The organism is Streptomyces sp. NRRL F-6492 (assembly GCF_001280125.1).
Taxonomy (GTDB): domain Bacteria; phylum Actinomycetota; class Actinomycetes; order Streptomycetales; family Streptomycetaceae; genus Streptomyces.
Genome location: NZ_LGEG01000270.1, coordinates 1 through 21693, shown reverse-complemented (window position 1 = coordinate 21693; position 21693 = coordinate 1). Strand labels below are relative to the sequence as shown.

At 74.5% G+C, this 21693-nt stretch carries 16 protein-coding genes; 6 read left to right on the top strand and 10 right to left on the bottom strand.

The features are described from left to right. The first annotated feature begins 81 nt into the window (after nt 1-81). On the top strand, nt 82-873 hold the full coding sequence (locus tag ADL08_RS32260; protein WP_053649330.1) for a metal-dependent hydrolase: 792 nt from the start codon (nt 82-84) through the stop codon (nt 871-873). 76 nt (nt 874-949) lie between these two features. Here ADL08_RS32260 and ADL08_RS32255 read toward each other — a convergent pair whose 3' ends face one another. The 5 genes from ADL08_RS32255 to ADL08_RS32235 all read right to left on the bottom strand — a co-directional run bounded on the left by ADL08_RS32255 (nt 950) and on the right by ADL08_RS32235 (nt 9907). Next, nucleotides 950-2731, bottom strand: coding sequence for an ABC transporter ATP-binding protein (locus tag ADL08_RS32255; protein ID WP_053649328.1), 1782 nt, complete (start codon nt 2729-2731; stop codon nt 950-952). Next, the gene (locus ADL08_RS32250; RefSeq protein WP_053649325.1) at nt 2728-4530 is read right to left on the bottom strand and encodes an ABC transporter transmembrane domain-containing protein; all 1803 of its coding nucleotides are present in this window, start codon (nt 4528-4530) and stop codon (nt 2728-2730) included. Before ADL08_RS32250 ends, ADL08_RS32255 begins: the two co-directional genes overlap by 4 nt. 178 nt (nt 4531-4708) lie before the next feature. Beyond that, entirely contained in the window at nt 4709-6130 is a 1422-nt protein-coding gene (locus ADL08_RS32245) for a Gfo/Idh/MocA family protein (protein WP_078968567.1), read from the bottom strand. Nucleotides 6131-6373: 243 nt separating this feature from the next. Further along, the gene (locus tag ADL08_RS32240) at nt 6374-9298 is read right to left on the bottom strand and encodes an FAD-binding and (Fe-S)-binding domain-containing protein (RefSeq protein ID WP_053649321.1); all 2925 of its coding nucleotides are present in this window, start codon (nt 9296-9298) and stop codon (nt 6374-6376) included. A gap of 39 nt (nt 9299-9337) precedes the next feature. Further along, nucleotides 9338-9907, bottom strand: coding sequence for a MarR family winged helix-turn-helix transcriptional regulator (locus ADL08_RS32235; protein WP_053649319.1), 570 nt, complete (start codon nt 9905-9907; stop codon nt 9338-9340). Between the two features lie 90 nt (nt 9908-9997). Here ADL08_RS32235 and ADL08_RS32230 point away from each other — a divergent pair, with 90 nt between their 5' ends. Both ADL08_RS32230 and mltG read left to right on the top strand, forming a co-directional pair. Then, nucleotides 9998-11854, top strand: coding sequence for an ABC transporter ATP-binding protein (locus tag ADL08_RS32230; RefSeq protein WP_053649317.1), 1857 nt, complete (start codon nt 9998-10000; stop codon nt 11852-11854). A 148-nt stretch (nt 11855-12002) separates the two neighbouring features. After that, nucleotides 12003-12860 (top strand): endolytic transglycosylase MltG, encoded by an 858-nt coding sequence (gene mltG / locus ADL08_RS32225; protein WP_053649315.1) that lies wholly within the window; start codon nt 12003-12005, stop codon nt 12858-12860. 72 nt (nt 12861-12932) lie between these two features. Here the strand turns inward: mltG and ADL08_RS32220 are convergent, their stop codons facing one another. The 5 genes from ADL08_RS32220 to ADL08_RS32200 form a co-directional block, all read right to left on the bottom strand. Further along, nucleotides 12933-14021, bottom strand: coding sequence for an NAD(P)-binding domain-containing protein (locus ADL08_RS32220; protein WP_199837139.1), 1089 nt, complete (start codon nt 14019-14021; stop codon nt 12933-12935). A gap of 142 nt (nt 14022-14163) precedes the next feature. Continuing rightward, nucleotides 14164-15375: an LLM class flavin-dependent oxidoreductase gene (locus tag ADL08_RS32215; RefSeq protein ID WP_053649313.1), complete on the bottom strand. Its 1212-nt coding sequence runs from the start codon at nt 15373-15375 to the stop codon at nt 14164-14166. Beyond that, entirely contained in the window at nt 15375-16406 is a 1032-nt protein-coding gene (locus ADL08_RS32210; protein WP_053649311.1) for an ABC transporter substrate-binding protein, read from the bottom strand. Before ADL08_RS32210 ends, ADL08_RS32215 begins: the two co-directional genes overlap by 1 nt. Before the next feature lie 67 nt (nt 16407-16473). Continuing rightward, complete coding sequence (locus ADL08_RS32205) at nt 16474-17205, bottom strand: ABC transporter ATP-binding protein (protein WP_053649309.1); 732 nt, start codon at nt 17203-17205, stop codon at nt 16474-16476. After that, nucleotides 17178-18053 carry an ABC transporter permease gene (locus tag ADL08_RS32200; RefSeq protein ID WP_199837138.1) on the bottom strand — a complete coding sequence of 292 codons (876 nt, stop codon included), beginning with the start codon at nt 18051-18053 and terminating at the stop codon, nt 17178-17180. Before ADL08_RS32200 ends, ADL08_RS32205 begins: the two co-directional genes overlap by 28 nt. Nucleotides 18054-18482: 429 nt before the next feature. On the opposite strand from ADL08_RS32200, the gene ADL08_RS32195 reads away from it, so the two are divergent. From ADL08_RS32195 to ADL08_RS38890, 3 genes are read left to right on the top strand one after another with little or no spacing between them, the layout of a single operon-like run. After that, nucleotides 18483-18914, top strand: a complete 432-nt coding sequence (locus ADL08_RS32195) for a hypothetical protein (protein WP_159043150.1) — start codon at nt 18483-18485, stop codon at nt 18912-18914. Between the two features lie 59 nt (nt 18915-18973). Next, on the top strand, nt 18974-19801 hold the full coding sequence (locus ADL08_RS32190; protein ID WP_053649305.1) for a hypothetical protein: 828 nt from the start codon (nt 18974-18976) through the stop codon (nt 19799-19801). Further along, the gene (locus ADL08_RS38890; protein ID WP_053649302.1) at nt 19801-21465 is read left to right on the top strand and encodes a hypothetical protein; all 1665 of its coding nucleotides are present in this window, start codon (nt 19801-19803) and stop codon (nt 21463-21465) included. The genes ADL08_RS32190 and ADL08_RS38890 overlap by 1 nt, the downstream gene beginning before the upstream one ends. Nucleotides 21466-21693: the final 228 nt, after the last annotated feature.

Sequence of the window (21693 nt, the reverse complement as noted above, 5' to 3'; positions counted from 1 at the left end):
GTGTTGATCACGAGCGGTAGGCTCGTCCGTCGACCGGGCGCCAACCGAGCGCCGGCAGGGGAGAAACGGGGCGGGCCAACCATGATGGGACCGGCGCACTCACTGTCCGGAGCGGCGGCCTGGCTGGGGGTCGGGGCCCTCGCGGCGGCCTACGACCGCCCGATGCCCTGGCCGGTGCTCGTCGTCGGCGCGCTCATCTGCGCGGGCGCCGCCCTCGCCCCCGACCTCGACCACAAGTCCGCGACCATATCGCGCTCCTTCGGGCCCCTCTCCAAGATCCTCTGCGGGATCATCGACAAGCTGTCGTACGCCGTCTACACGGCCACCCGCTCCAAGGCCGACCCCCGGCGGACCGGGGGACACCGGACCCTCACCCACACCTGGCTCTGGGCGGCACTGATGGGCGTCGGGGCCTCCGCGGCGGCGGTCAGCGGCGGCCGGTGGGCGGTCCTCGCCCTCCTCTTCGTCCACCTCGTCCTGGCCGTGGAAGGCCTCCTGTGGAAGGCCGCCCGCGCCTCCAGCGACGTCCTGGTCTGGTTGCTCGGCGCGGCCGGAGCCTGGATCATGGCGGACATCCTCGAAGACCCCGGCAACGGCGCGAACTGGTTCTTCACCGGCCCCGCCCAGGAGTACCTGTGGCTCGGGCTGCCGATCGTCCTCGGCGCCCTCGTCCACGACATCGGCGACGCCCTGACGGTCTCGGGCTGCCCGGTCCTCTGGCCCATACCCGTCGGCCGCAAGTTCTGGTACCCGGTCGGCCCGCCCAGGTTCATGCGGTTCCGGGCCGGCAGCTGGGTCGAGCTGAAGGTCCTCACCCCCGCCTTCATGCTCCTGGGCGGGATCGGCGCGGTCTTCGCGCTCGGCCTGGTGTAGCCCGGGGCGTACGCGCGAGGGCCCGCACCGGATCTCCGGTGCGGGCCCTCGCGCCGTCGGAAGCCCCCGGGTCCGGTCACCCGTGCCAGGACCGCCACAGCGCCGCGTACGCCCCGTCCGCCGCGACCAGCTCCTCGTGGCTGCCCAGCTCGCTGATCCGGCCGGACTCGACCACCGCGATCAGGTCGGCGTCGTGCGCGGTGTGCAGCCGGTGCGCGATCGCCACGACCGTGCGCCCGTCGAGGACCCGGCCCAGGGACCGCTCCAGACGGCGGGCCGCCCTCGGGTCGAGCAGCGAGGTCGCCTCGTCCAGGACCAGGGTGTGCGGGTCCGCCAGGACGAGCCGGGCCAGGGCGATCTGCTGGGCCTGCGCCGGGGTCAGCGCCCGGCCGCCCGAGCCGACCTCGGTGTCCAGGCCCCCGTCGAGGCCCCGGGCCCAGCCCTCCGCGTCCACCGCCGCGAGGGCCGCCCACAGCTCGGCGTCGTCGGCCCCGGCCCTGGCGAGCCGCAGGTTGTCCCGGAGGGAGCCCACGAAGACGTGGTGCTCCTGGTTGACCAGGGCCACGTGCTCGCGGACCCGCTCGGCGGGCATCCGCGCCAGCTCGGCCGCGCCCAGGGTGACCGAACCGGTCCGGGGCGCGTAGACGCCCGCGAGCAGCCGCCCGAGGGTGGACTTGCCCGCGCCGGACGGGCCGACCAGGGCGATCCGGGTGCCCGGTGCCACCTTCAGGGACACCTCGTGCAGCACGTCGACGCCCTCCCGGTAGCCGAACCGGACCTCGTCCGCCCGGACCGTCCGGCCCTCGGGCCGCACCTTCTCGTCGCCCGCCTCCGGCTCGATGTCCCGGACGCCCACGAGCCGGGCGAGCGACACCTGCGCGACCTGGAGCTCGTCGTACCAGCGCAGCACGATCCCGATCGGCTCCACCAGCATCTGCGAGAGCAGCGCGCCCGTGGTCAGCTGTCCCACGTCCATCCAGCCCCGCAGCACGAACGTCCCGCCGAGCAGCAGCACGACGCACAGCACCAGCACGTGGGTGAGGTCGACGACGGGGAAGAGCACCGAGCGCAGGAAGAGCGTGTACCTCTCCCACGCGACCCAATTTCCGACCCGCCGGTCCGACAGGGCGACGCGGCGCGCGCCGAGGCGGTGCGCCTCGACCGTGCGGCCCGCGTCGACGGTCTCCGCCAGCGCAGCGGCCACCGCCGCGTACCCCGCGGCCTCCGAGCGGTACGCCGAGGGCGCCCGCCGGAAGTACCACCGGCAGCCCACGACGAGGAGCGGCGCCGCGAGGAGCGGGGCGAGCGCGAGCGGCGGGGCGGTCACCACGAGGCCGCCGAGCAGCAGCCCCGCCCACACCACGCCGATCGCCAGCTGGGGCACGGCCTCGCGCATGGCGTTGGCGAGCCGGTCGACGTCCGTGGTGATCCGGGAGAGCAGGTCGCCGGTCCCGGCCCGTTCGAGCACGCCCGGCGGCAGGCCCACCGCGCGCACCAGGAAGTCCTCGCGCAGGTCCGCGAGCATCTCCTCGCCGAGCACCGCCCCGCGCAGCCGCACGAGCCGCACGAAGACGGTCTGGACCAGGAGCGCGCCCGCGAACAGCGCGACCGTGCGCTCCAGACGCAGCTCGCGCGCCCCGGCCGCCAGGTCGTCCACCACCGAGCCGAGCAGGTACGGGCCGGCCATCGAGGCGATCACGGCGACCGCGTTCACCCCGACGAGCAGGGCGAACGCCCGGCGGTGACGGCGGAGCAGGTCGCGCACGTAGGCGCGGACGGTCGCGGTCACGGCGACGGGCAGCGTCGTCGCCGTCGTCGGGGCCGCCGGGTCGTACGCGGGCGGCGCCAGGCCGATCATGCCGATTCCCCTTCCAGTGCTTCGAGCGCGCCCCCGGGAGCGGGGACGCCGGCGAGCTCCTCGTCCGTCTCGCGGGTGACGACCGCGCGGTAGCGGGGCTCCCGGGCGAGCAGCTCGCGGTGGGTGCCGACGGCGACCGCCTCGCCCCCGTGGACCAGGACCACCCGGTCGGCGCGGTCCAGGAGCAGCGGCGAGGAGGCCAGGACGACGGTGGTCGCGCCCTCGCGCAGTCCGGCGATCCCGGCGGCCACCCGCGCCTCGGTGTGCGCGTCGACCGCCGAGGTCGGCTCGTCCAGGACGAGCACCTCCGGGGCGGCCACCAGGGACCGGGCGAGCGCGAGGCGCTGGCGCTGGCCGCCGGAGAGCGACCGGCCCCGCTCGGTGATCCGGGTGCGCATCGGATCGCCCCCGCTGTCCACGGACGCCTGGGCCAGCGCGTCGAGGACGTCCTCGCAGCGGGCCGCGGCCAGCGCGTCCCCGGCCCGCACCGCGCCCGACGCGGGCACGTCGAGCAGTTCGCGCAGGGTGCCGGAGAGCAGCACCGGGTCCTTGTCCTGCACGAGGACGGCGGTACGGGCGGCCTCCAGCGGCAGTTCGTCCAGCGGGATCCCGCCCAGGAGCACCGAGGTGTGGTCCGGACCGGGCTCGGCCGGGTGGCCGCCGAGCCGGTCCGCGAGCCGCCCGGCCGCGTCCGGGTCGCCGCAGACGACGGCGGTGAACAGGCCGGCCGGGGCGCGCACCCCGGTCAGCGGGTCGTACAGGTCGCCGGACGCCCGCGGCTCCCCGGTCCCCGTGCCGGTCGTCGTACGGGCGAGCGCCAGCACCCGGGCGGCCCGCTTCGCGGACGGCCGGGAGAAGGCGAAGGCCATCGCGATCTCCTCGACGGTGCGCAGCGGATGGTGGGCGAGGGCCACGGCGCCGTAGACGGTGACCAGTTCGCCGACCGTGATCCGCCCGTCGAGCGCGAGCCGGGCGCCGTACACGACGACCGCGATGAGCAGCAGGCCGGGCAGCACGACCTGGACCGCGGCGATCAGCGCCCACATGCGGGCGCTGCGGACGGCCGCCCCGCGCACCTCCTGGGAGGCGGCGCGGTAGCGGCTCAGGAACAGCTCCTCGCCGCCGATGCCGCGCAGCACGCGCAGCCCGGCGACGGTGTCGGAGGCCAGTTCCGTGGCCCGGCCCGCCTTCTCGCGCTGCTCGTCCGCCCGGCGGGTCGCGCGGGGGAGCAGCGGCAGCACGGCGAGGGCGAGGACGGGCACGCCCACGGCCACCACCGCGCCCAGGGCGGGCTGGTAGACGAGCAGGCCCGCGCAGACGGCCACCAGGACGACGGCGCTCGCCGCGAACCGCGACAGGGCCTCGACGAACCAGCCGATCTTCTCGACGTCCCCGGTGGAGACGGCGACGACCTCGCCGGCCGCGACCCGCCGGGTCAGCACGGAACCCAGCTCGGCGGTCTTGCGGGAGAGCAGCTGCTGCACCCGGGCGGCGGCGGTGATCCAGTTGGTGACGGCGGTGCGGTGCAGCATCGCGTCGCCCGCCGTGATCGCGATCCCGAAGGCGAGGAGCAGCGCCCCGGCGAGCCCGAGCCGGCCGCCGTCGCGGTCCACGACCGCCTGCACGGCCAGGCCGATGGCGAACGGGAGTCCGGCGATGCCCGCGTAGTGCAGCAGCCCCCAGGCCAGGGACCTCAGCTGCCCGCCGAGTTGTCGGCGGCCGAGCCAGACGAGGAACCGCGTGCCCGAACGGACGTCGGGGACCCCGGGGTCGGCGTGGGGAAGATCTCGAATCTGCATGGCGTCCCAGGGTCTCCGGGTCTTTCTGGGGGAACGCGCGCCGGAGGTGTGCGACGGCGTCGGAAACCGTGCAAGGTTCGCTTCTTCGCCGGGAACCGGCAATCGATTTTCCCCACGGGAGAACAGATCCGGCCATGCCCGGCCCTCTCGCGCGGGGGGCCGGGCCCGGGAGCCGTCCTCAGGCCGGCTTCACCGAGTCCACGCCCGGGCGGCTCTTCTGCCACTCCCCGCGCGTGAAGTCCGGGATCTCCTGCGGCGCCCCGCCGGCCCTGATCGAGGCGTCGCTGAGCGGCACCGGCGCCGTCCAGGTGGCGGCGTCGTACACGTCGAAGTCCGGCGGCAGTCCGAGCCGCACGCACTGCATCAGGCGGTAGACCATGATGTAGTCCATGCCGCCGTGCCCGCCCGGCGGGTCGGCGTGCTCCTTCCAGAGCCAGTGGTCGAACTCGGCGGCGTAGGCCGCGAAGTCGCCCCACTGGTCGTCCTGGTGGTCCGGCTCGATGTAGACCCGGGCCGGATAGTCCTCGAAGACCCCGCGCGTGCCGCCGAGGCTGTTGACCCTGCTGTACGGATGCGGGGTGGAGACGTCGTGCTCCAGGCGGATCAGCCGCCCCTTGGCCGTCCGGATCAGGCTGACCGTCCGGTCGCTCCCGACGTACGTCTCCTTCCAGCTCGGGTCGCCGGACGGCACGTGCTCCTCCCGGTACTCGGCGAGCCCGAGCGCCGGGGTGCCGAAGCTGCTGATGCTCACCGCCCGGTCGCCCCGGTTGACGTCCATGTAGTTCGCGACCGGCCCGAAGCCGTGGTTGGGGTAGAGGTCGCCGCGCAGCCGCGTGTGCCACAGCCGGCGCCAGGGCCCCTCGTAGTACGTCGGCGAGAACATCAGGGCCCGCAGGTCGTGGTGGTACGCCCCCGCCCCGTGCAGGAGCGTGCCGAACTTGCCCGCGTGCGCCATCCGCAGGACCCGCATCTCGGTCCGGCCGTAGCAGCAGTTCTCCAGCTGCATGCAGTGCCGGCGGGTCCGCTCCGAGAGGTCGACCAGCTCCCACAGCTCGTCGAGCCGCATCGCGACCGGACACTCCACGCCGACGTGCTTGCCGTTCAGCATCGCGGTCCGGGCGATCGCGAAGTGGCTGTCCCAGGGGGTCGCCACGTACACGAAGTCGAGGTCGGTGCGGGCGCAGAGGTTCGCGTAGTCCTCCTCGCCCTTGGTGTGGAGGGCGGGGGCCGGCTGTCCGGCGGCCACGACCTTCGCGGCGGCCTTCTCGGCCTTCTCCCGCACCGGATCGCAGACGGCGACCACCCGCACCCAGGGCAGGGACAGGAAGAGGCCGATCATGGCGCCGCCGCGGTTGCCGAGGCCGACCAGCCCGATCCGCACCGTGGAGCGGCCGGGGAAGGGGACGCCGGCCATGGTGGCGCTCCGGCGTCCGGGCGCCGCCGGGGCGTCGGGCCCGGGGCCGGCGTCCGGAGCGGGCCCGGGGTCGGCCCGGGCGGTCCCGGTCCCGGCGGCGAGGCCGAGGCCCGCCGCCCCGGCGGCGCCCGCCGTGGTCCTGAGGACCTCGCGGCGGCTCGGGGTGGGCGGGGTCTGCTCGTTCACGGAACCTCCCGGAGCTGTGTGCACGGCTGTCGCACGCGTCCCGCACGGGACCCTGGCCCCGGCGGCCGACGGCCCGCGAGGGCGCCGGCGGGACACGGGCAGACGGATGATCGGACTGTACTGTTCCGGACCCCGCGCGGAGCCGTACCCGCCTGCGCACCTCACCCGAACGGACGAAAGGCCCCTCGCCGTCCGGGGCGAGGAGCCCTGCCGGCCGGGCGGTTCGACGGTCCTGACGGGGGGTCAGGGCCGCGTGGCGCGCTCCAGGGCGATCAGCGCCGACAGATAGGTCCGGCCCGTCGCCCGGTCCATCCCGATCTCGCACATCCGGTTGGCCGAGAGGTGCGCGTCGAACGCCCGGGACGTGACCTCGGCCGCCTCCCGGGCCGTCGCCGACGCCGTCAGCTCCGGGTGCAGCATGCCCCGGTCGCCCGCGAAGGCGCAGCAGCCCGCGTCGGCGGGGACGACGACCTCCTCCGCGCAGGCCCCGGCCAGCTCGGTCAGCCGGTCCTCGTCGCCCAGGTGCCGCATCGAGCACGTCGGATGGACGACGGCGGAGCCGACCCGGCGGCGCACGTCGAGCCGGGGGAGCAGCTCGTCCGCCGCCCACACGAGCGAGTCCACCACCGTCAGGCCGGCGTGCAGCTCCCGGTTCTCCTCCGTCAGGTACGGCACCACCTCGTGCGCGATGCCGAGCGTGCACGAGGAGGCGTCCACCACGAGCGGCAGCCGTCCGCCCGCCGTCCACCCCCAGGCCGCCTCGACGATCCGGTTCGCCATCACCTCGTTGCCCCGCTCGTACCCCTTGGAGTGCCAGATCGTCGCGCAGCAGGTGCCGGACACGTCGTCCGGGATCCACACCGGCCGCCCGGCCCGCGCCGACACCGCGACGACGGCCTCCGGCAGCGAGGGCCCGGGCTCGCCGTCCGGGTCGCCGAAGATCCGGTTCACACAGGCCGGGTAGTAGACGGCGACCGCCGCCGGGCGGTGGGTGCGGGGCAGCCGGCGCCGCGCCGCGCCGGGCACCTCCGGCAGCCACTCCGGTACGAGGTCGGGGCGGACCGCCCTGCGGGCGAGACCGGTCACCGACTCCACGACCCGGTCGCCGATCCGGTCGGCGGCGGCGACCGCGAGCCGCGCGGAGGCCTCCACGGCCCGGAAGTTCCGCGCGGTCAGGGCGGCGATCCGCTCCTCGCGCGGCGAGTGCCGCTCGTGCCGGAACTCCTTCATGAGGGCGCCCGTGTCGATGCCGACCGGGCAGGCGAGCGCGCACGTGGAGTCCCCGGCGCAGGTGTCGACGGCGTCGTACCCGTACTCCTCCAGGAGCCGGGTCTCGACCGGTGAGCCGTCGTTCTGCCGCAGCATCTCCCGGCGCAGCACGATCCGCTGGCGCGGCGTGGTCGTCAGGTCGTGGCTGGGGCAGGTCGGTTCGCAGAAGCCGCACTCGATGCAGGGGTCGGCGATCCGCTCCACGGCCGGGATCGTCTTCAGGCCGCGCAGATGGGCCTGCGGGTCGCGGTCCAGGATGACCCTCGGGGCCAGCACCCCGGCCGGGTCGAAGGCCTCCTTGATCCGCCACATCAGCTCGGTCGCCCGCGTCCCCCACTCCAGCTCCAGGAAGGGCGCGATGTTGCGGCCGGTGGCGTGCTCGGCCTTCAGGGAGCCGTCGAAGCGCTCCACGGTCAGCTTGCAGAACTCGTCCATGAAGGCCGCGTACCGCTCGACGTCGGACGGGTCCGCCGCGTCGAAGGCGAGCAGGAAGTGGAGGTTGCCGTGGGCCGCGTGACCGGCCACGGCCGCGTCGAAGCCGTGCCGCGCCTGGAGGTCGAGCAGCGCGGCGCAGGCCTCCGCGAGCCGGGCCGGCGGCACCGCGAAGTCCTCGGTGATCAGGGTCGTGCCGGAGGGGCGCGAGCCGCCGACCGCCGTCACGAACGCCTTGCGGGCCTTCCAGTAGCCGCCGATCCGACGCGGGTCGCGGGTGAAGGCGTTCTCCACCGACGCCACCGGGGCGACCGGGCGGAGCCCGGCGAGGACCTCGTCCGCCGCCCGCTCGTACGCCTCCAGGGCCGCCGTGTCCGGGGCGCGGAACTCGACCAGGAGCGCGGCGGTCTCCTTCGGCAGCTCCGCCCAGTCGGCGGGCACGCCCGCCACGCTGACCGAGGCCCGCAGCGTGTTGCCGTCCATCAGCTCGACGGCGACCGCCCCGGCGTCGTTGAACAGCGGCACGGCCTCGGCGGCGGCCGGGAGCGAGGGGAAGAAGAGCAGGGCCGTGGAGACCTCGCGGTCCAGCGGCAGGGTGTCGAAGACGACCTCGGAGAGGAAGCCGAGGGTGCCCTCGGAGCCCACCATGAGGCCCCGCAGGATCTCGACGGGGGTGTCCCCGTCGAGGAAGGCGTCGAGCCGGTAGCCGTTGGTGTTCTTCAGGGTGTACTTGGACCGGATCCGGGCGGTCAGTCCGGCGTCCGCCTCGATCTCGGCCTTCAGCGCGAGCAGCTCCGCGCAGAGCGCCGGCTCGGCGCGCGCCAGCTCCTCGTCGGCGTCCGGGGCGCCGGTGTCGACCACGGTCCCGCCCGGCAGGACGGCGGTGAGCGAGGCGACGGTCCGGTACGAGTTGCGGGTCGTCCCGGCCGTCATGCCCGAGGCGTTGTTGGCGACGACCCCGCCGATCGTGCAGGCGATCGCGCTGGCGGGGTCGGGGCCGAGGACCCGTCCGTAGGGGGCGAGCGCCGCGTTGGCCCGGACGACGGTGGTGCCGGGGCGGATCCGGGCGCGGGCGCCGCCGTCCAGGACCTCGACGCCGGCCCAGTGGCGGCGCACGTCGACGAGGACGTCCTCGCCCTGCGCCTGCCCGTTGAGGCTGGTCCCGGCGGCCCGGAAGACCACCTCGCGGCCCTTGCCGTGCGCGTACGACAGGACGGCGGAGATGTCGTCGAGGTCCTCGGCGACCACGACGACCTGCGGGACGAAGCGGTAGGGGCTCGCGTCCGAGGCGTAGCGGACCAGGTCGGAGATCCTGCCGAGCACCTTCCCGGGGCCGAGGATCCCGGTCAGCTCCTCGCGCAGCCGGCGCGAGGTCCCCTTGGCGTGCAGCTCCGGGACCCGGTCCGGGGCCGGGGTCCGTTCCCGGCCGGGACGGAGGGCCTGCGGATCCGGTTCCAGCAGCGGCATGTCACGGCTCCCCTTCGGCGCGATCCCGTCCCCGAGGGGTCAGCAGCCGCCCTCCGGGCCGGGGTCGACCAGGGCGGTCAGCAGGCCTCCGAGCACCTCGCGCTGTTCGGCGGTCAATGGAGCAAGGATGTCCTCCGCGGCCGCCCGGCGCGCGCTGCGCAGCTCCCGCAGCGTGGCGCGGCCCGCGTCGGTGAGCTCGATCCGGATCACCCGGCGGTTGTCCGGGTCGGGCGCCCTGCGCACCCGGCCGGCCGCCTCCAGGCCGTCGACGAGGCTGGTCACCGCCCTGGGGACGACCTCCAGACGGGCCGCGAGGTCGGCCATCCGGGGCGGCTCCCCGAAGGCGGCGACCGTGCGCAGGAGCCGGGACTGCGCGGGGGTGATGCCGACCGGCTCCAGATGGCGCTTCTGGATGCGGTGCAGCCGGCGGGTGAGCCGGAGCAGCTGCTCGGCGAGGAGCCCGTCGGCGTCGGAGGCGCGCGGCCCGCCCGTGCGGCCGGAGGCGTCCGGATCGCCCGCGCGGTCCGTGCTGCCCGTACGGTCCGGGGTTCCCGTCCCGTCCGTGCGGTCGGGAGCGTCCGGATCACTCGTACGGTCGGTAGTGCTCATGACGGGAACAATATCAGGACGACGTTCATTGTGAGTATAGGTAACAGTGACCTATGCTCTGATCGACACCGCACCCCCCCGAAGGAGCCCATGCGCCCCCACGACCCGTCCGAATGGACGCCCCCGTCCCGTGACCCCGGGGAACCGAAGGAGCCCGCCCAGGTGCGGCGCATCCTGCGGCTCTTCCGGCCCTACCGCGCGCGCCTGGCGCTCGTCGGCCTCCTGGTCGGCGCCGCCTCGCTCGTCTCGGTCGCCACGCCGTTCCTGCTCAGGGAGATCCTGGACGTCGCGATCCCCCAGGGCCGCACCGGGCTGCTCAGCCTGCTCGCCCTCGGCATGATCGTCACCGCCGTCCTGACCAGCGTCTTCGGCGTCCTCCAGACCCTCATCTCGACCACCGTCGGCCAGCGCGTCATGCACGACCTGCGCACGGCGGTCTACGAGCAGCTCCAGCGGATGCCGCTCGCCTTCTTCACGCGCACGCGCACCGGCGAGGTCCAGTCCCGCATCGCCAACGACATCGGCGGCATGCAGGCGACCGTGACCTCCACGGCCACCTCCCTCGTCTCCAACCTCACCGCCGTCGTCGCGACCGTCGTCGCGATGCTCGCCCTCGACTGGCGGCTCACCCTCGTCTCGCTGCTCCTGCTGCCGGTCTTCGTCTGGATCAGCCGCCGCGTCGGCCGCGAGCGCAAGCGGATCACCACCCAGCGCCAGAAGCAGATGGCCGCCATGGCCGCCACCGTCACCGAGTCCCTCTCGGTCAGCGGCATCCTGCTCGGCCGCACCATGGGCCGCTCCGACTCGCTGACCAGGTCCTTCGCCGAGGAGTCCGAGCGCCTGGTCGACCTGGAGGTCCGCTCCTCCATGGCCGGGCGCTGGCGGATGTCCGTCATCGGCATCGTCATGGCCGCCATGCCCGCCCTGATCTACTGGGCCGCCGGACTGGCCGTCGGATCCGGCGGCACCGCGATCTCCCTCGGCACGCTCGTCGCCTTCGTCTCGCTCCAGCAGGGCCTCTTCCGGCCCGCCGTCAGCCTGCTCTCCACCGGCGTGCAGATGCAGACCTCCCTCGCGCTCTTCCAGCGCATCTTCGAGTACCTCGACCTGCCCGTCGACATCACCGAGCCCGCCGAGCCGGTCCGGCTGCCGGGGATCCGCGGCGAGGTCGCCTTCGAGAAGGTCGAGTTCCGCTACGACCCCGGGGCCCCCGGCCGGGCGACCCTGGACGACGTCGACCTGACCGTCCCCGCGGGCGGCAGCCTGGCCGTCGTCGGCCCGACCGGCTCCGGCAAGTCCACCCTCAGCTACCTGGTGCCCCGGCTGTACGACGTCACCGACGGACGCGTCACCCTGGACGGGGTCGACGTGCGCGACCTGGACTTCGACACCCTCGCCCGCGCGGTCGGCGTCGTCTCGCAGGAGACGTACCTCTTCCACGCCTCCGTCGCCGACAACCTCCGCTTCGCCAAGCCGGACGCCACCGACGAGGAGATCGAGGCCGCCGCCCGCGCCGCCCAGATCCACGACCACATCGCCTCGCTCCCCGACGGCTACGACACCCTGGTCGGCGAGCGCGGATACCGCTTCTCGGGCGGCGAGAAGCAGCGCCTCGCCATCGCGCGCACCATCCTGCGCGACCCGCCCGTGCTGATCCTCGACGAGGCGACCAGCGCCCTGGACACCCGGACCGAGCACGCCGTGCAGCGGGCCATCGACGCCCTGTCGGCCGGCCGCACCACGATCACCATCGCCCACCGGCTCTCCACCGTCCGCGACGCCGACCAGATCGTCGTCCTGGAGGAGGGGCGGATCGCGGAGCGCGGGACGCACGAGGAGCTGCTCGCCCGGGACGGGCGGTACGCCGCCCTGGTCCGCCGGGACGCCCGCACGACCCCGGAAGCCGAGCGGGCGGACGCGGGGGCGGCCGTCTCCCAGAACGTGTGACCGCCCCGGGAAGCGGTGTCCGGCGCCCGTACGGGACCGGAGGACCACGCCGTACGGGCGAAGACCGCGTCCCCCGCCTCGGGGCCGGCGGCGGCGCCGTGTGCGCGGGGTCCCCGGATTCCCGTACGGGCCGGGTTAGCGTGCGCCCATGACGTACCGGCCGACACCGTACGCACCCCCACACCGCCCCCGCCCCCGTCTCACCCGCCGCGGATGGCTGGTGCTCCTCCTCGGGGCCGCACTCGCCGCGGCCGCCGCGGTCGTCGTCGCCCTGCTGCTCGCCCGCGACGAGCCGCCGGCCGCCGAGCAGCCCCGCTCCCTGCTCGTCCCGGAGGGCCGTCGCTCCGCCCAGGTCTACGCGTCCGTCGACCGGGCGCTCGGACTGGCCGGGGGAGCCGCCAGGAAGGCCGCGACCGCGCCCGCCGCCCTCCCGCTGCCCGCCGAGGCCCGCGGCAACCCCGAGGGCTACCTCTTCCCCGCCACCTATCCGGTCCTCTCGACCACCACGCCGGAGGACCTGCTCCGCTTCATGGTGGACACGGCCGGAAAACGGTTCGGCACCGCGAAGGTCGCCGAGGGCGCCAAGGCCCACGGCATGAGCGTGTACGAGGCGGTGATCGCGGCCAGCATCGTCCAGGCCGAGGCCGACAACCCGGACGACATGGCCAAGGTCGCCCGGGTCGTCCACAACCGGCTCGCCCGGGGCATGGCCCTCCAGATGGACTCGACCCTCAACTACGCCCTCGACCGCAGCACCGTGGACACCACCCGCGAGGACACCCGCTCCACGAGCCCGTACAACACCTACGCGCGCAAGGGCCTGCCGCCGACCCCCATCGGCAACCCGGGGGACCAGGCCCTGGACGCGGTGGTCCGTCCGGCGGACGGGGACTGGCTCTACTTCGTCACGGTCGCCCCGGGCGACACCCGCTTCACCGCCGACTACGCCTCCCACCAGGTGAACGTGGCCGAGTTCAACGCCAACCGGAGGTCGGGGAAGCCCTGAGCCGGAGGGAAGCCTCCGAGCCGGAGGGAGAGCTCCGAGCCGGCGGAAACGGATCAGCCGGTGGGAACGGGTTCAGCCGGTGGGAACGGCGGCCCGGTCGCGTTCGCCGTTCCGTTCGCCGTCGTGGTCCCGCTCGCGGCGCAGGAGCCGCCGGACGCCGGAGACCGCCGCGCGCCCGGCCCGGTTGGCGCCGATCGTCGAGGCCGAGGGGCCGTAGCCCACGAGGTGGACGCGCCCGTCCCGCACCGCGCGCGTGCCCTCCACCCGGATGCCGCCGCCCGGCTCGCGCAGCCGCAGCGGGGCCAGGTGGTCGATCGCCGCCCGGAAGCCGGTCGCCCACAGGATCACGTCCACGTCGACGCTCCGGCCGTCGTCCCAGGCCACCCCGGTCGGGGTGATCCGGTCGAACATCGGCAGCCGGTCCAGGATCCCGCGCGCGCGTGCCGCCCGGATCGCGTCGTTGAGGGGGAGGCCGGTGACCGAGACGACGCTCTGCGGGGGCAGCCCCCGCCGCACCCGCTCCTCGACGAGCGCGACGGCCGCCCGCCCCTCCGCCTCGCCGAACGGGCCCTCGCGGAAGACGGGCTCGTGCCGGGTCGTCCAGAACGTGTCGGCGGCGACCTCGGCGATCTCCATCAGGTGCTGGGTGCCGGAGGCCCCGCCGCCCACCACGAGCACCCGCTTGCCGGCGAACTCCTCGGGGCCCGGGTATCCGGCGGTGTGCAGCTGCCGGCCCCGGAAGGTCTCCTGGCCCGGGTAGCGCGGCCAGAAGGGGCGGTCCCAGGTACCGGTGGCGTTGATCAGGGCCCGGGCCGCGTAGACGCCCTCGGAGGTCTCGACCCGCAGCCGGCCGCCCTCGCCCTCGCGGACGGCGGTGACGTCCACGGGCCGGTGGACCCGCAAACCGAAGGTCCGCTCGTACGCGTCGAAATACGCGCCGATCACCTCGGAGGAGGGGCGTGCGGCGTCCGCGCCGGTCAGCTCCATCCCGGGCAGCGCGTGCATGCCGTGGACCTTGCCGTACGTGAGGGAGGGCCACCGGAACTGCCAGGCGCCGCCCGGGCGCGGGGCGTGGTCGAGGACGACGAAGTCCCGGTCCGGCTCCAGGCCGGTGCGCCGCAGGTGGAAGGCGGCGGAGAGGCCCGCCTGCCCGGCGCCCACGACGACGACGTCGACCGCGCGCGCCTCCCCCGCCGCCGCCCCTCCGGCCGTGGCCCCCTCCGCCTCTTTCCTCACGAAATCGTTCACGCTTCTACCAACCGGGGCGGGGGCGCGGATCTTCCCGCACCCCCGCCCGTGGCTCCTACCGCCCGCCCGGCACGAGGAGCGGGGCGCCGCCCGGGGCCGAGGCCGGGCGCCCGTTCGCCGCCGGGACGCCGAGGAGCGGGGAGGCCGGGGCCGTGTGGAGCAGCCCGCGCGCCGCCAGCTCCGGCGTCACGCCCTCGCCGAACCAGTACGCCTCCTCCAGGTGCGGGTAGCCCGACAGCACGAAGTGCTCCACCCCCAGGTCGTGGTACTCCTCGATCCGGTCCGCGACGTCGGCGTGGCTGCCGACGAGCGCGGTCCCGGCCCCGCCCCGCACCAGCCCCACGCCCGCCCACAGGTTCGGCGAGATCTCCAGGCGGTCGCGGTCGAGCGCACCGCCCTGGTGCAGCGCCAGCATCCGCTGCTGGCCGACCGACTCGCTGCGGCCCAGGAGCTCCTGGGCGGAGGCGACCGTCTCGGCGTCGAGGTCGGAGAGCAGCCGGTCGGCGGTCGCCCAGGCCTCGCGGGCCGAGTCCCGGGAGATGGTGTGCAGCCGGATGCCGAACCGGACCGTCCGGCCGCGCTCCTGCGCGAGCCGCCGGATCCAGTCGATCTTCTCCTTGACCTGCCACGGCGGCTCGCCCCACGTCAGGTACACGTCCGCGTGCTCCGCCGCCACCGGCCCGGCCGCCTCGGACGAGCCGCCGAAGAAGATCTCGGGCAGCGGGTCCGGCGGAAGCGCCGTGAGCCCGCCCTCGATGCGGAAGTGCTCGCCCTCGAAGTCGTACGGCCGCCCGCCCCACACCCCCCGCACCACCGAGAGGAACTCGGCCGTGCGCGCGTACCGCCGGTCGTGGTCGAGGTGGTCGCCGAAGCGGCGCTGCTCGGCCGAGTCGCCGCCGGTCACCACGTTGAGGAGCAGCCGCCCCCGGGTGATCCGCTGGTACGTGGACGCCATCTGGGCCGCGAGCACCGGCGAGATCACCCCCGGCCGGAACGCCACCAGGAACTTCAGCCGCTCGGTGTGCTGGGCGAGCGCGACCGTGGTCAGCCAGGCGTCCTCGCACCACGTGCCGGTCGGGGTCAGCACCGCCTCGAAGCCCAGCTGCTCGGCCGCCTTGGCGATCTGGACGAGGTAGTCGATGTCGGGCGCGCGCACCCCGGACACGGTCCGGTCCCGGGTGATCCCGCCGTCCGTGTAGGCGTGCCGGTCGACGAGGGTCCGGCCGTCGCCGCCGGTCGGCAGGAACCAGTGCAGATGGACGCTCATCAGGAGGCCTTTCCGTAGCTGCGCGCCGCGGTGGTCGACGGCGGCAGGTCCTTGTTGAAACAGGTGTCCACGTAGTCCGCGAAGCGGAACTTCCGCGGGATCAGCTTGAGTTCGGCGAAGGTGTCGGCGATCTTCTGCTCGGAGGCGATGGCCGCCCCGTCGAGGGCGACCGGGACGCGCGTGCCGTTGCTGCGCTTCACGGAGGCCAGGGCCACCTCGTACGGCAGGCCGGTCTCCTTCGCCCAGGCCTTCGCCCACTCCTCCGGGTGCTCGTACACCCAGTCCTGGGCGCGGCGCAGCCGCTCGACGAGGTCGCCGATGGCCTTGGCCTTCTCCTTGTCTGCGAGCGCGGAGGGGGAGGCGACCTGGAAGTTGAGGCCGTTGACGAGCCCGCGCCCGTCGGTCAGGACCCGGCCCTTCCCGCCGAGCAGGACCTGGGAGGTGTACGGGTCCCAGACGGCCCACGCGTCCACCTTGCCGGTGGTGAACGCGGCCAGGGCGTCGGCCGGCTGGAGCAGGGTGACCTGGACGTCGGACGGCTTCAGGCCGGCCTTCGCGAGGGAGGCGACGAGCTGGAAGTGGGCGGAGCTGCCCTGGGCGACGGCGACCTTCTTGCCCCTCAGGTCCCGCGCGGTGCGCAGCGGCGAGTCCTTCGGGACGAGGATCGCCTCGCCCGCCGGGTCGCCGTGGCTCGCGGCGACCACGGTGATCTTCGAGCCGGCACCGGCGGCGAAGACGGGCGGGGTGTTGCCGACGGAGCCGATGTCGACGGCTTTCGCGTTCACCGCCTCCAGGAGGGGTGGGCCGGAGGTGAACGTCGACCAGGTGATGCGGTACGGCAGGTCGTCGAGTTCGCCGGCGGCGCGCAGCAGGGCCTCGGCGCCGCCCTTCTGGTCGCCGACGTTCAGGACGAGGGAGCCCTTGCCGTCGGTGTTCGAGGCCTCGCCGGCCGCGGAGGCGCCGGAGCAGGCGGAGGCGAGGAGGGCCAGCGGCACGAGCAGGGCGGCGACGGACGGGCGGAAGGACTTCACGGGTTTCTCTCCTCGGGGGTGCGTATGGGGGTGCGTACGGGGGTCGGGGCGTGTGCGGGAACGGGGATCAGGCCGTCTTCTCGACGGACTCCCGCTCCCCGACGCCGAGTTCGGCGAGCAGACGGGTGCGGAGCGCGGCCAGCGCGGGATCGCCGGGGGAGCGGGGCCGGTCCAGGTCGACGGCGGTGTCGTACGCGATGACGCCGTCCCGCATCACGAGCGCGCGGTCCGCGAGCAGCAGCGCCTCGTCCACGTCGTGCGTGACGAGCAGGACCGTGCAGCCGCGCCGCTGCCACAGCTCGGCCACCAGGCGCTGCGCCTTGATCCGGGTGAGCGCGTCGAGCGCGCCGAACGGCTCGTCGAGCAGCAGCAGGTCCGGGTCCCGTACCAACGCCCTGGCGAGGGAAGCGCGTTGGGCCTCGCCGCCGGAGAGGGTCTTCGGCCAGGCGCCCGAGCGCTCGCCGAGGCCGACCTCGGACAGGGCCTTCTCGGCGACCTCCCGGCCCGGCTTGCCCGGAAGGCCGAGCAGCACGTTGCGCCAGACCTTCTTCCAGGGCATGAGGCGCGGCGCCTGGAAGGCGACGGCGCGGCGGCGCGGGACGAGGACGGTGCCGGATATCTCCCGGTCGAGCCCGGCCAGGACGCGCAGCAGCGTGGACTTGCCGCAGCCGCTGTGTCCGAGCAGCGCGGTGAACTGCCCGGCGTGGAGGGACAGATCGAGCCCGTCGACCACGGGACGTCCGTCGAAGGAGCGGGTGAGACCCCGGACGGTCACTGCCCGGTGAAGGTCGGTCGCCATTGCAGCAGCAGCCTTTCGAGAGTGCGGACGAGGGCGTCGGCGAGCAGGCCGAGGAAGGCGTAGACGACCAGGCAGACGACGATCACGTCCGTGCGGAAGAACTCCCTGGCCTGGTTCATGAGGAAGCCGATCCCGGCGTCGGCGTTGATCGACTCGCCGAAGACGAGCGCGAGCCAGGCGGTGGCGAGGGAGTACCGCAGACCGGTCATGGCGCCGGGCAGCGCGCCCGGCAGGACGACGTGCCGGACCAGGCCCCACCGGCCGAGCCCCAGGGACTCGCCGGCCTCGACGAGCTGGGCGTCGACGCCCCGGATCCCGGCGTACACGTTCAGATAGAGGTGGAAGGCGACGCCCAGGGCGATGAGCGCGATCTTCGGCGCCTCTCCGATGCCCAGCCAGATGATGAACAGCGGGATGAGCCCGACCCAGGGCACCGTCCGCAGCATCTGCACGGGTGCGTCGACCAGGTCCTCCCCGAGGCGCGACAGCCCGGACACCAGGGCGAGCGCGATCCCCACCGCCCCGCCGAGCAGCAGCCCCACGGCGACGCGCCGCAGCGAGACGCCCATCGCGTGGGGCAGCGTGCCGTCCCCGATCAGCTCGCCCGCCGCCCGGGCGATGGTCCCCGGCGAGGCCAGCACGTCCGCCGGCAGCACCCCGGCCGAGCTCGACAGTTGCCAGACGAGGAGCAGCAGCAGCGGTCCGACGGTCCGGCGCAGCCAGCGGGGGACGGAGAAGCCGCGCCCGGACCCCCGGGCGGGCGTGAGGGACTCGACGTCCGGATCGGGCAGAACCGATATGTCGGGCGCGGAAGGGGCCGAGGGGGGTGGGGCATGGTCGACCGTCATGACGGACTCCGGGGGGAGGGGGCGGTGAAGGTACGCGTCAGCGCCCGTGGGCGCGGAACGGGCGCGCGCACACGGCGGTCAGAGCGTCGGTCGGAGCAGGCGAAGAGCGGTGAAAGGGCGTCAGCGGCCGCGACGACACGCGGCGGAGGCCACCCGCAGCAGGTCGATGTGACCGCGCGTGGTGAGCAGGGCTGTACGCAACATGGCGCGAACGTAGCGGCCGCCCCGCACCGGGTCAACGGTGTCTCGGAAGGTGGACACGCCGTCCCGCCGGTCGGAACGGAGTGCGGTCGCGCCCCGCTCGCACCGGCGGGGCCCGGTGACCGGACGAACGCGGTGAGCGGTGGAGCAAATTGGAGAATTCGCGGAACACCGGAGCCGCGGCCGGGCCAGAATGGGCGCCGGAGCTCGTCGAACGGGGAGGGCGCTGTGACATCGCGGCGTGTACGGGCATGGGCCGGGGCGGTTCTGGGCGGCCTCGGCCTGATCGCCCTGGGAGTGTTCTTCGTCCGTTCCGGTCTGGAGTCCGCCGACCGCCTGGCCAGTGTCATCGGAGTGTTCGTGGGAATCGCCGGCCTGGCGCTCGCCGCCTACGGAACGGTGCAGACCCGCCGGACCCCTTCCGGTCCGCCCGCCGGACACCACGGGGACGTCACCAACGTCGTCCGCGACGCGACGGTGGAGGGATCGGTCCGCCAGGCAAGGGACGCGACGGCCGGACGGGGTTCCCACGGGAGGGCCCCGCACGCCGGCGGCGTCTCCAACTCGGTGGAGAACTCGACGGTGCGGGGCGACCTGACGCAGTCCCGCGACACCTTCGGCGACGCCCCGCCCCCCGTCGGCGGGCGGACGGACGAGTGACCGCCTGAGCCACGCGTCCGCGTGAGGGGAACGGTCACCGGCGAGGAGAGGGCAGACGTATGGACCTGCGGCCCGAGGAGGACTCCGGCATCCGCAACGACCTCAGGGGAAGGGTCTACGGCGATGTCACCCAGATCGGGAGCGTCGTCAACCCTCCACCGCGCAAAAGGTGGTTGTTCCTCGTCGGCCTGCCCGTTCTCGCCGTCCTCGCGACGGTGGGCGGCGTCCTCGCCGCCCGGCAGGACGATGACGGCAAGGTGAAGACCGAAGCCGTGGCCGAATCCACCACGAACAACTGGGAATGCGGCGACTCGGCCGTCGTTCCCGGCCTCGACGTCGGAGCCGGGGGACTGCCCGTGGTGCGCGCGTTTCCCCGCGGCGGCGTCCAGGCCGACGGAAGCGTCATCGTGGCCATCCTCCAGGGGACCACCCGGGAGGAGATCATCCTGACCGGGGCACGCACGGTGGTCGTTTCCCGGCGCCCGCCCGTCGAGGGAGCGCATCTGGCCGCCGTCTGCGCGTCGGACGTCCCCGTCCGCGCCTTCGAAGTCGACCTCGACGTCGACGACTCCCCCCTGGTGCCCATCCCTGATCCCCGCCCGAAAGCCCCGAAGAAGGCGGTCACGGGATGGCCGTACGCCATCAAGGAGGGGGACGCGGAACATTTCGTCATCAGCCCGAAGACCATGAAGTACGACACGGAGTTCCGCATCGTCGTCCACTGGAGCAGCGGCGGGTCCGAGGGGAAGGTCGTCCTGGACGACCACGGCAAGCCCTTCCGCTACACCGCCACCACCGCCGCCGACCCGCTGTGCGCGGTCCCCGACGAGGACGCGGGCTACCGCCATCTGCCCGCGTCGTCACCGCGCTGCCCGGGGAAGAGCTGATGCGCGCCGCACCGGCCGCGCAGGGCCGGTCCCGCCCCCGCCGCGGCGGACGGCTCCTGGCCCCGGTGACGGCGGCCCTCCTCCTGGTGCCGGCGTGCCAGGGATCCGAGGACTCCCGGAAGGACCGCGAGCCGGACCCCGCGAGCATCCAGTGGGTCCGGGTGCCCCAGGAGGACACGTCGTACGTCTTCCGCGGCCTGCGGCCCCTCCAGGTCACCGCGACCTCGACGGAGTTCCTCGTCCTGGGCATCCCGTACCGGGGCACGGGCGGGCTCTACGGTTCCCGGGACGGCCGGACCTGGTACGGGACCGGCCCCGAAGCGGCGTTCGTGGACCACGTCGCCGCGACCGCCGACGGCGCCACCCTGGCCGGCACCGCGCCGAACGCCGGCACGGTCGTACCGGCGGTGTGGCGGTCCACCGGGAAGGGGAAGTGGGGCCCCGCGGAGATCCTGGCCGGCGGCGGCCCGTCCGACGAGGTGCTGGGCCTGGCGCAGGGCCCCCGGGGCACCGTCGTGGTCGCCCACGACGGCGGACCGTTCGGCGAGGGGGAACCTTCCGACGACTCCTACCGCGGAGAGTCCCTGCGCCTGTGGACCGCCGGGAAGGGCGCGGGATTCGGCCAGCCGTACGCGGTGGCCTGCCCGGCGTCGCCGCGTCTGGGACCCCAGGTGTCGGTCCTCGCCGACGCGCACGGCTTCGTCGTGTCCGCGCAGTGCGCCGACAGGGCGTTCACGTCGAAGCGCGTCGTCCTCACCTCCGGCGACGGCACGACCTGGAAGAGCCGTCCCGAGCTCTTCCGGGGAGAGCTGAACGGCGCCGGGGCGACGGGCCCCCGCGGCAGCGTCCTGATCAGCCACCCCGAGAGCGGGGACGAGGAACCGGGTGCGTACGTGTCCACCTTCTGGAGCCGCGGCGGCGAGGAGACGTGGACCGCCGGCGAGCCGATGGACGTGGGCCGCCTCCCCGACCACGGGGTCACCCCGCGGAAGCTCCAGTCCGTCAACGGGGTGAGCGCCGTCGCCGGCGGCTACATCGCCTCGGGCCGGGCCCTCGACGCCCTCCACGGGCAGCCCGTCGGCGCCCTGTGGACGTCGGCGGACGGTCGGCGCTGGACCAAGGCGCCGACCGGGAAGAACCTCTTCCACGAGGTCTACGACCTGTACGGCGCCGCGGAACTCGACGGAACGGTCATCGCGCTGGGTGTGGGAGCCGCGCCCGACAACAGCGAGGAACCCTCGCCGACGCGCCTCTGGATCGGCCGCTACGGCGCCCGGCCCGCACTCGGCCGGCCGTCGGGGCTCGCGCCCTTCGTGGGGACCTGGAGCTGGGGCCACGGCAGCATGGCGATCGACGCCGGGGGGCGGTTCACCTACCGGTGGCGTCTGTACAGGGACTGCGCCACGGAGCCGGCGCCCTGCGACGACGGGCCGGAGTGGGGCGGAAAGGCGACGGGGAAGCTCACGCCCGACGCCGGGGGAGGCCTCCGCGGCCGCCTGGAGACGACGAACAGGCCGGACGAGGAGGGCTACCGCCGGAACGCGGCCGTCGAACTGCGACGGGAGCCGTACAGCGCGATCCGGGTGACGGTGGCGGGCCGGCCGCACGGAATCTTCTGCGCGGGGGGAGAGGCGGACGCCCGCTGCGTCGCCTCGCACGGGTGAGCCCCGCGTGGCCCCGCACGGACGTACCCTGCGTCGCCTCGCACGGACGTACCCTGCGTCGCCTCGCACGGACGTGCCCCGCGTCGCTTCGCACGGACGTACCCCGCGTCGCCTCGCACGGACGTACCCCGCGTCGCCTCGCACGGACGTACCCCGCGTCGCCTCGCACGGATGCTTCCCGTTCCGCGCGCGGACCCCTCCAGGTCACGGAGCCGCTCCGTACCGGTC

Excerpts from the sequence above, each read along its gene's own strand:
- ADL08_RS32260 (WP_053649330.1), top strand. The coding sequence starts at position 82 with ATGATGGGACCGGCGCACTCACTGTCCGGAGCGGCGGCCTGGCTGGGG.
- ADL08_RS32205 (WP_053649309.1), bottom strand. The coding sequence starts at position 17,205 with ATGGCGACCGACCTTCACCGGGCAGTGACCGTCCGGGGTCTCACCCGC.
- ADL08_RS32250 (WP_053649325.1), bottom strand. The coding sequence starts at position 4,530 with ATGCAGATTCGAGATCTTCCCCACGCCGACCCCGGGGTCCCCGACGTC.
- ADL08_RS32190 (WP_053649305.1), top strand. The coding sequence starts at position 18,974 with ATGGACCTGCGGCCCGAGGAGGACTCCGGCATCCGCAACGACCTCAGG.
- ADL08_RS32235 (WP_053649319.1), bottom strand. The coding sequence starts at position 9,907 with ATGAGCACTACCGACCGTACGAGTGATCCGGACGCTCCCGACCGCACG.
- ADL08_RS32215 (WP_053649313.1), bottom strand. The coding sequence starts at position 15,375 with ATGAGCGTCCATCTGCACTGGTTCCTGCCGACCGGCGGCGACGGCCGG.
- ADL08_RS32200 (WP_199837138.1), bottom strand. The coding sequence starts at position 18,053 with ATGACGGTCGACCATGCCCCACCCCCCTCGGCCCCTTCCGCGCCCGAC.
- ADL08_RS32230 (WP_053649317.1), top strand. The coding sequence starts at position 9,998 with ATGCGCCCCCACGACCCGTCCGAATGGACGCCCCCGTCCCGTGACCCC.
- mltG (WP_053649315.1), top strand. The coding sequence starts at position 12,003 with ATGACGTACCGGCCGACACCGTACGCACCCCCACACCGCCCCCGCCCC.
- ADL08_RS32255 (WP_053649328.1), bottom strand. The coding sequence starts at position 2,731 with ATGATCGGCCTGGCGCCGCCCGCGTACGACCCGGCGGCCCCGACGACG.
- ADL08_RS32240 (WP_053649321.1), bottom strand. The coding sequence starts at position 9,298 with ATGCCGCTGCTGGAACCGGATCCGCAGGCCCTCCGTCCCGGCCGGGAA.
- ADL08_RS38890 (WP_053649302.1), top strand. The coding sequence starts at position 19,801 with ATGCGCGCCGCACCGGCCGCGCAGGGCCGGTCCCGCCCCCGCCGCGGC.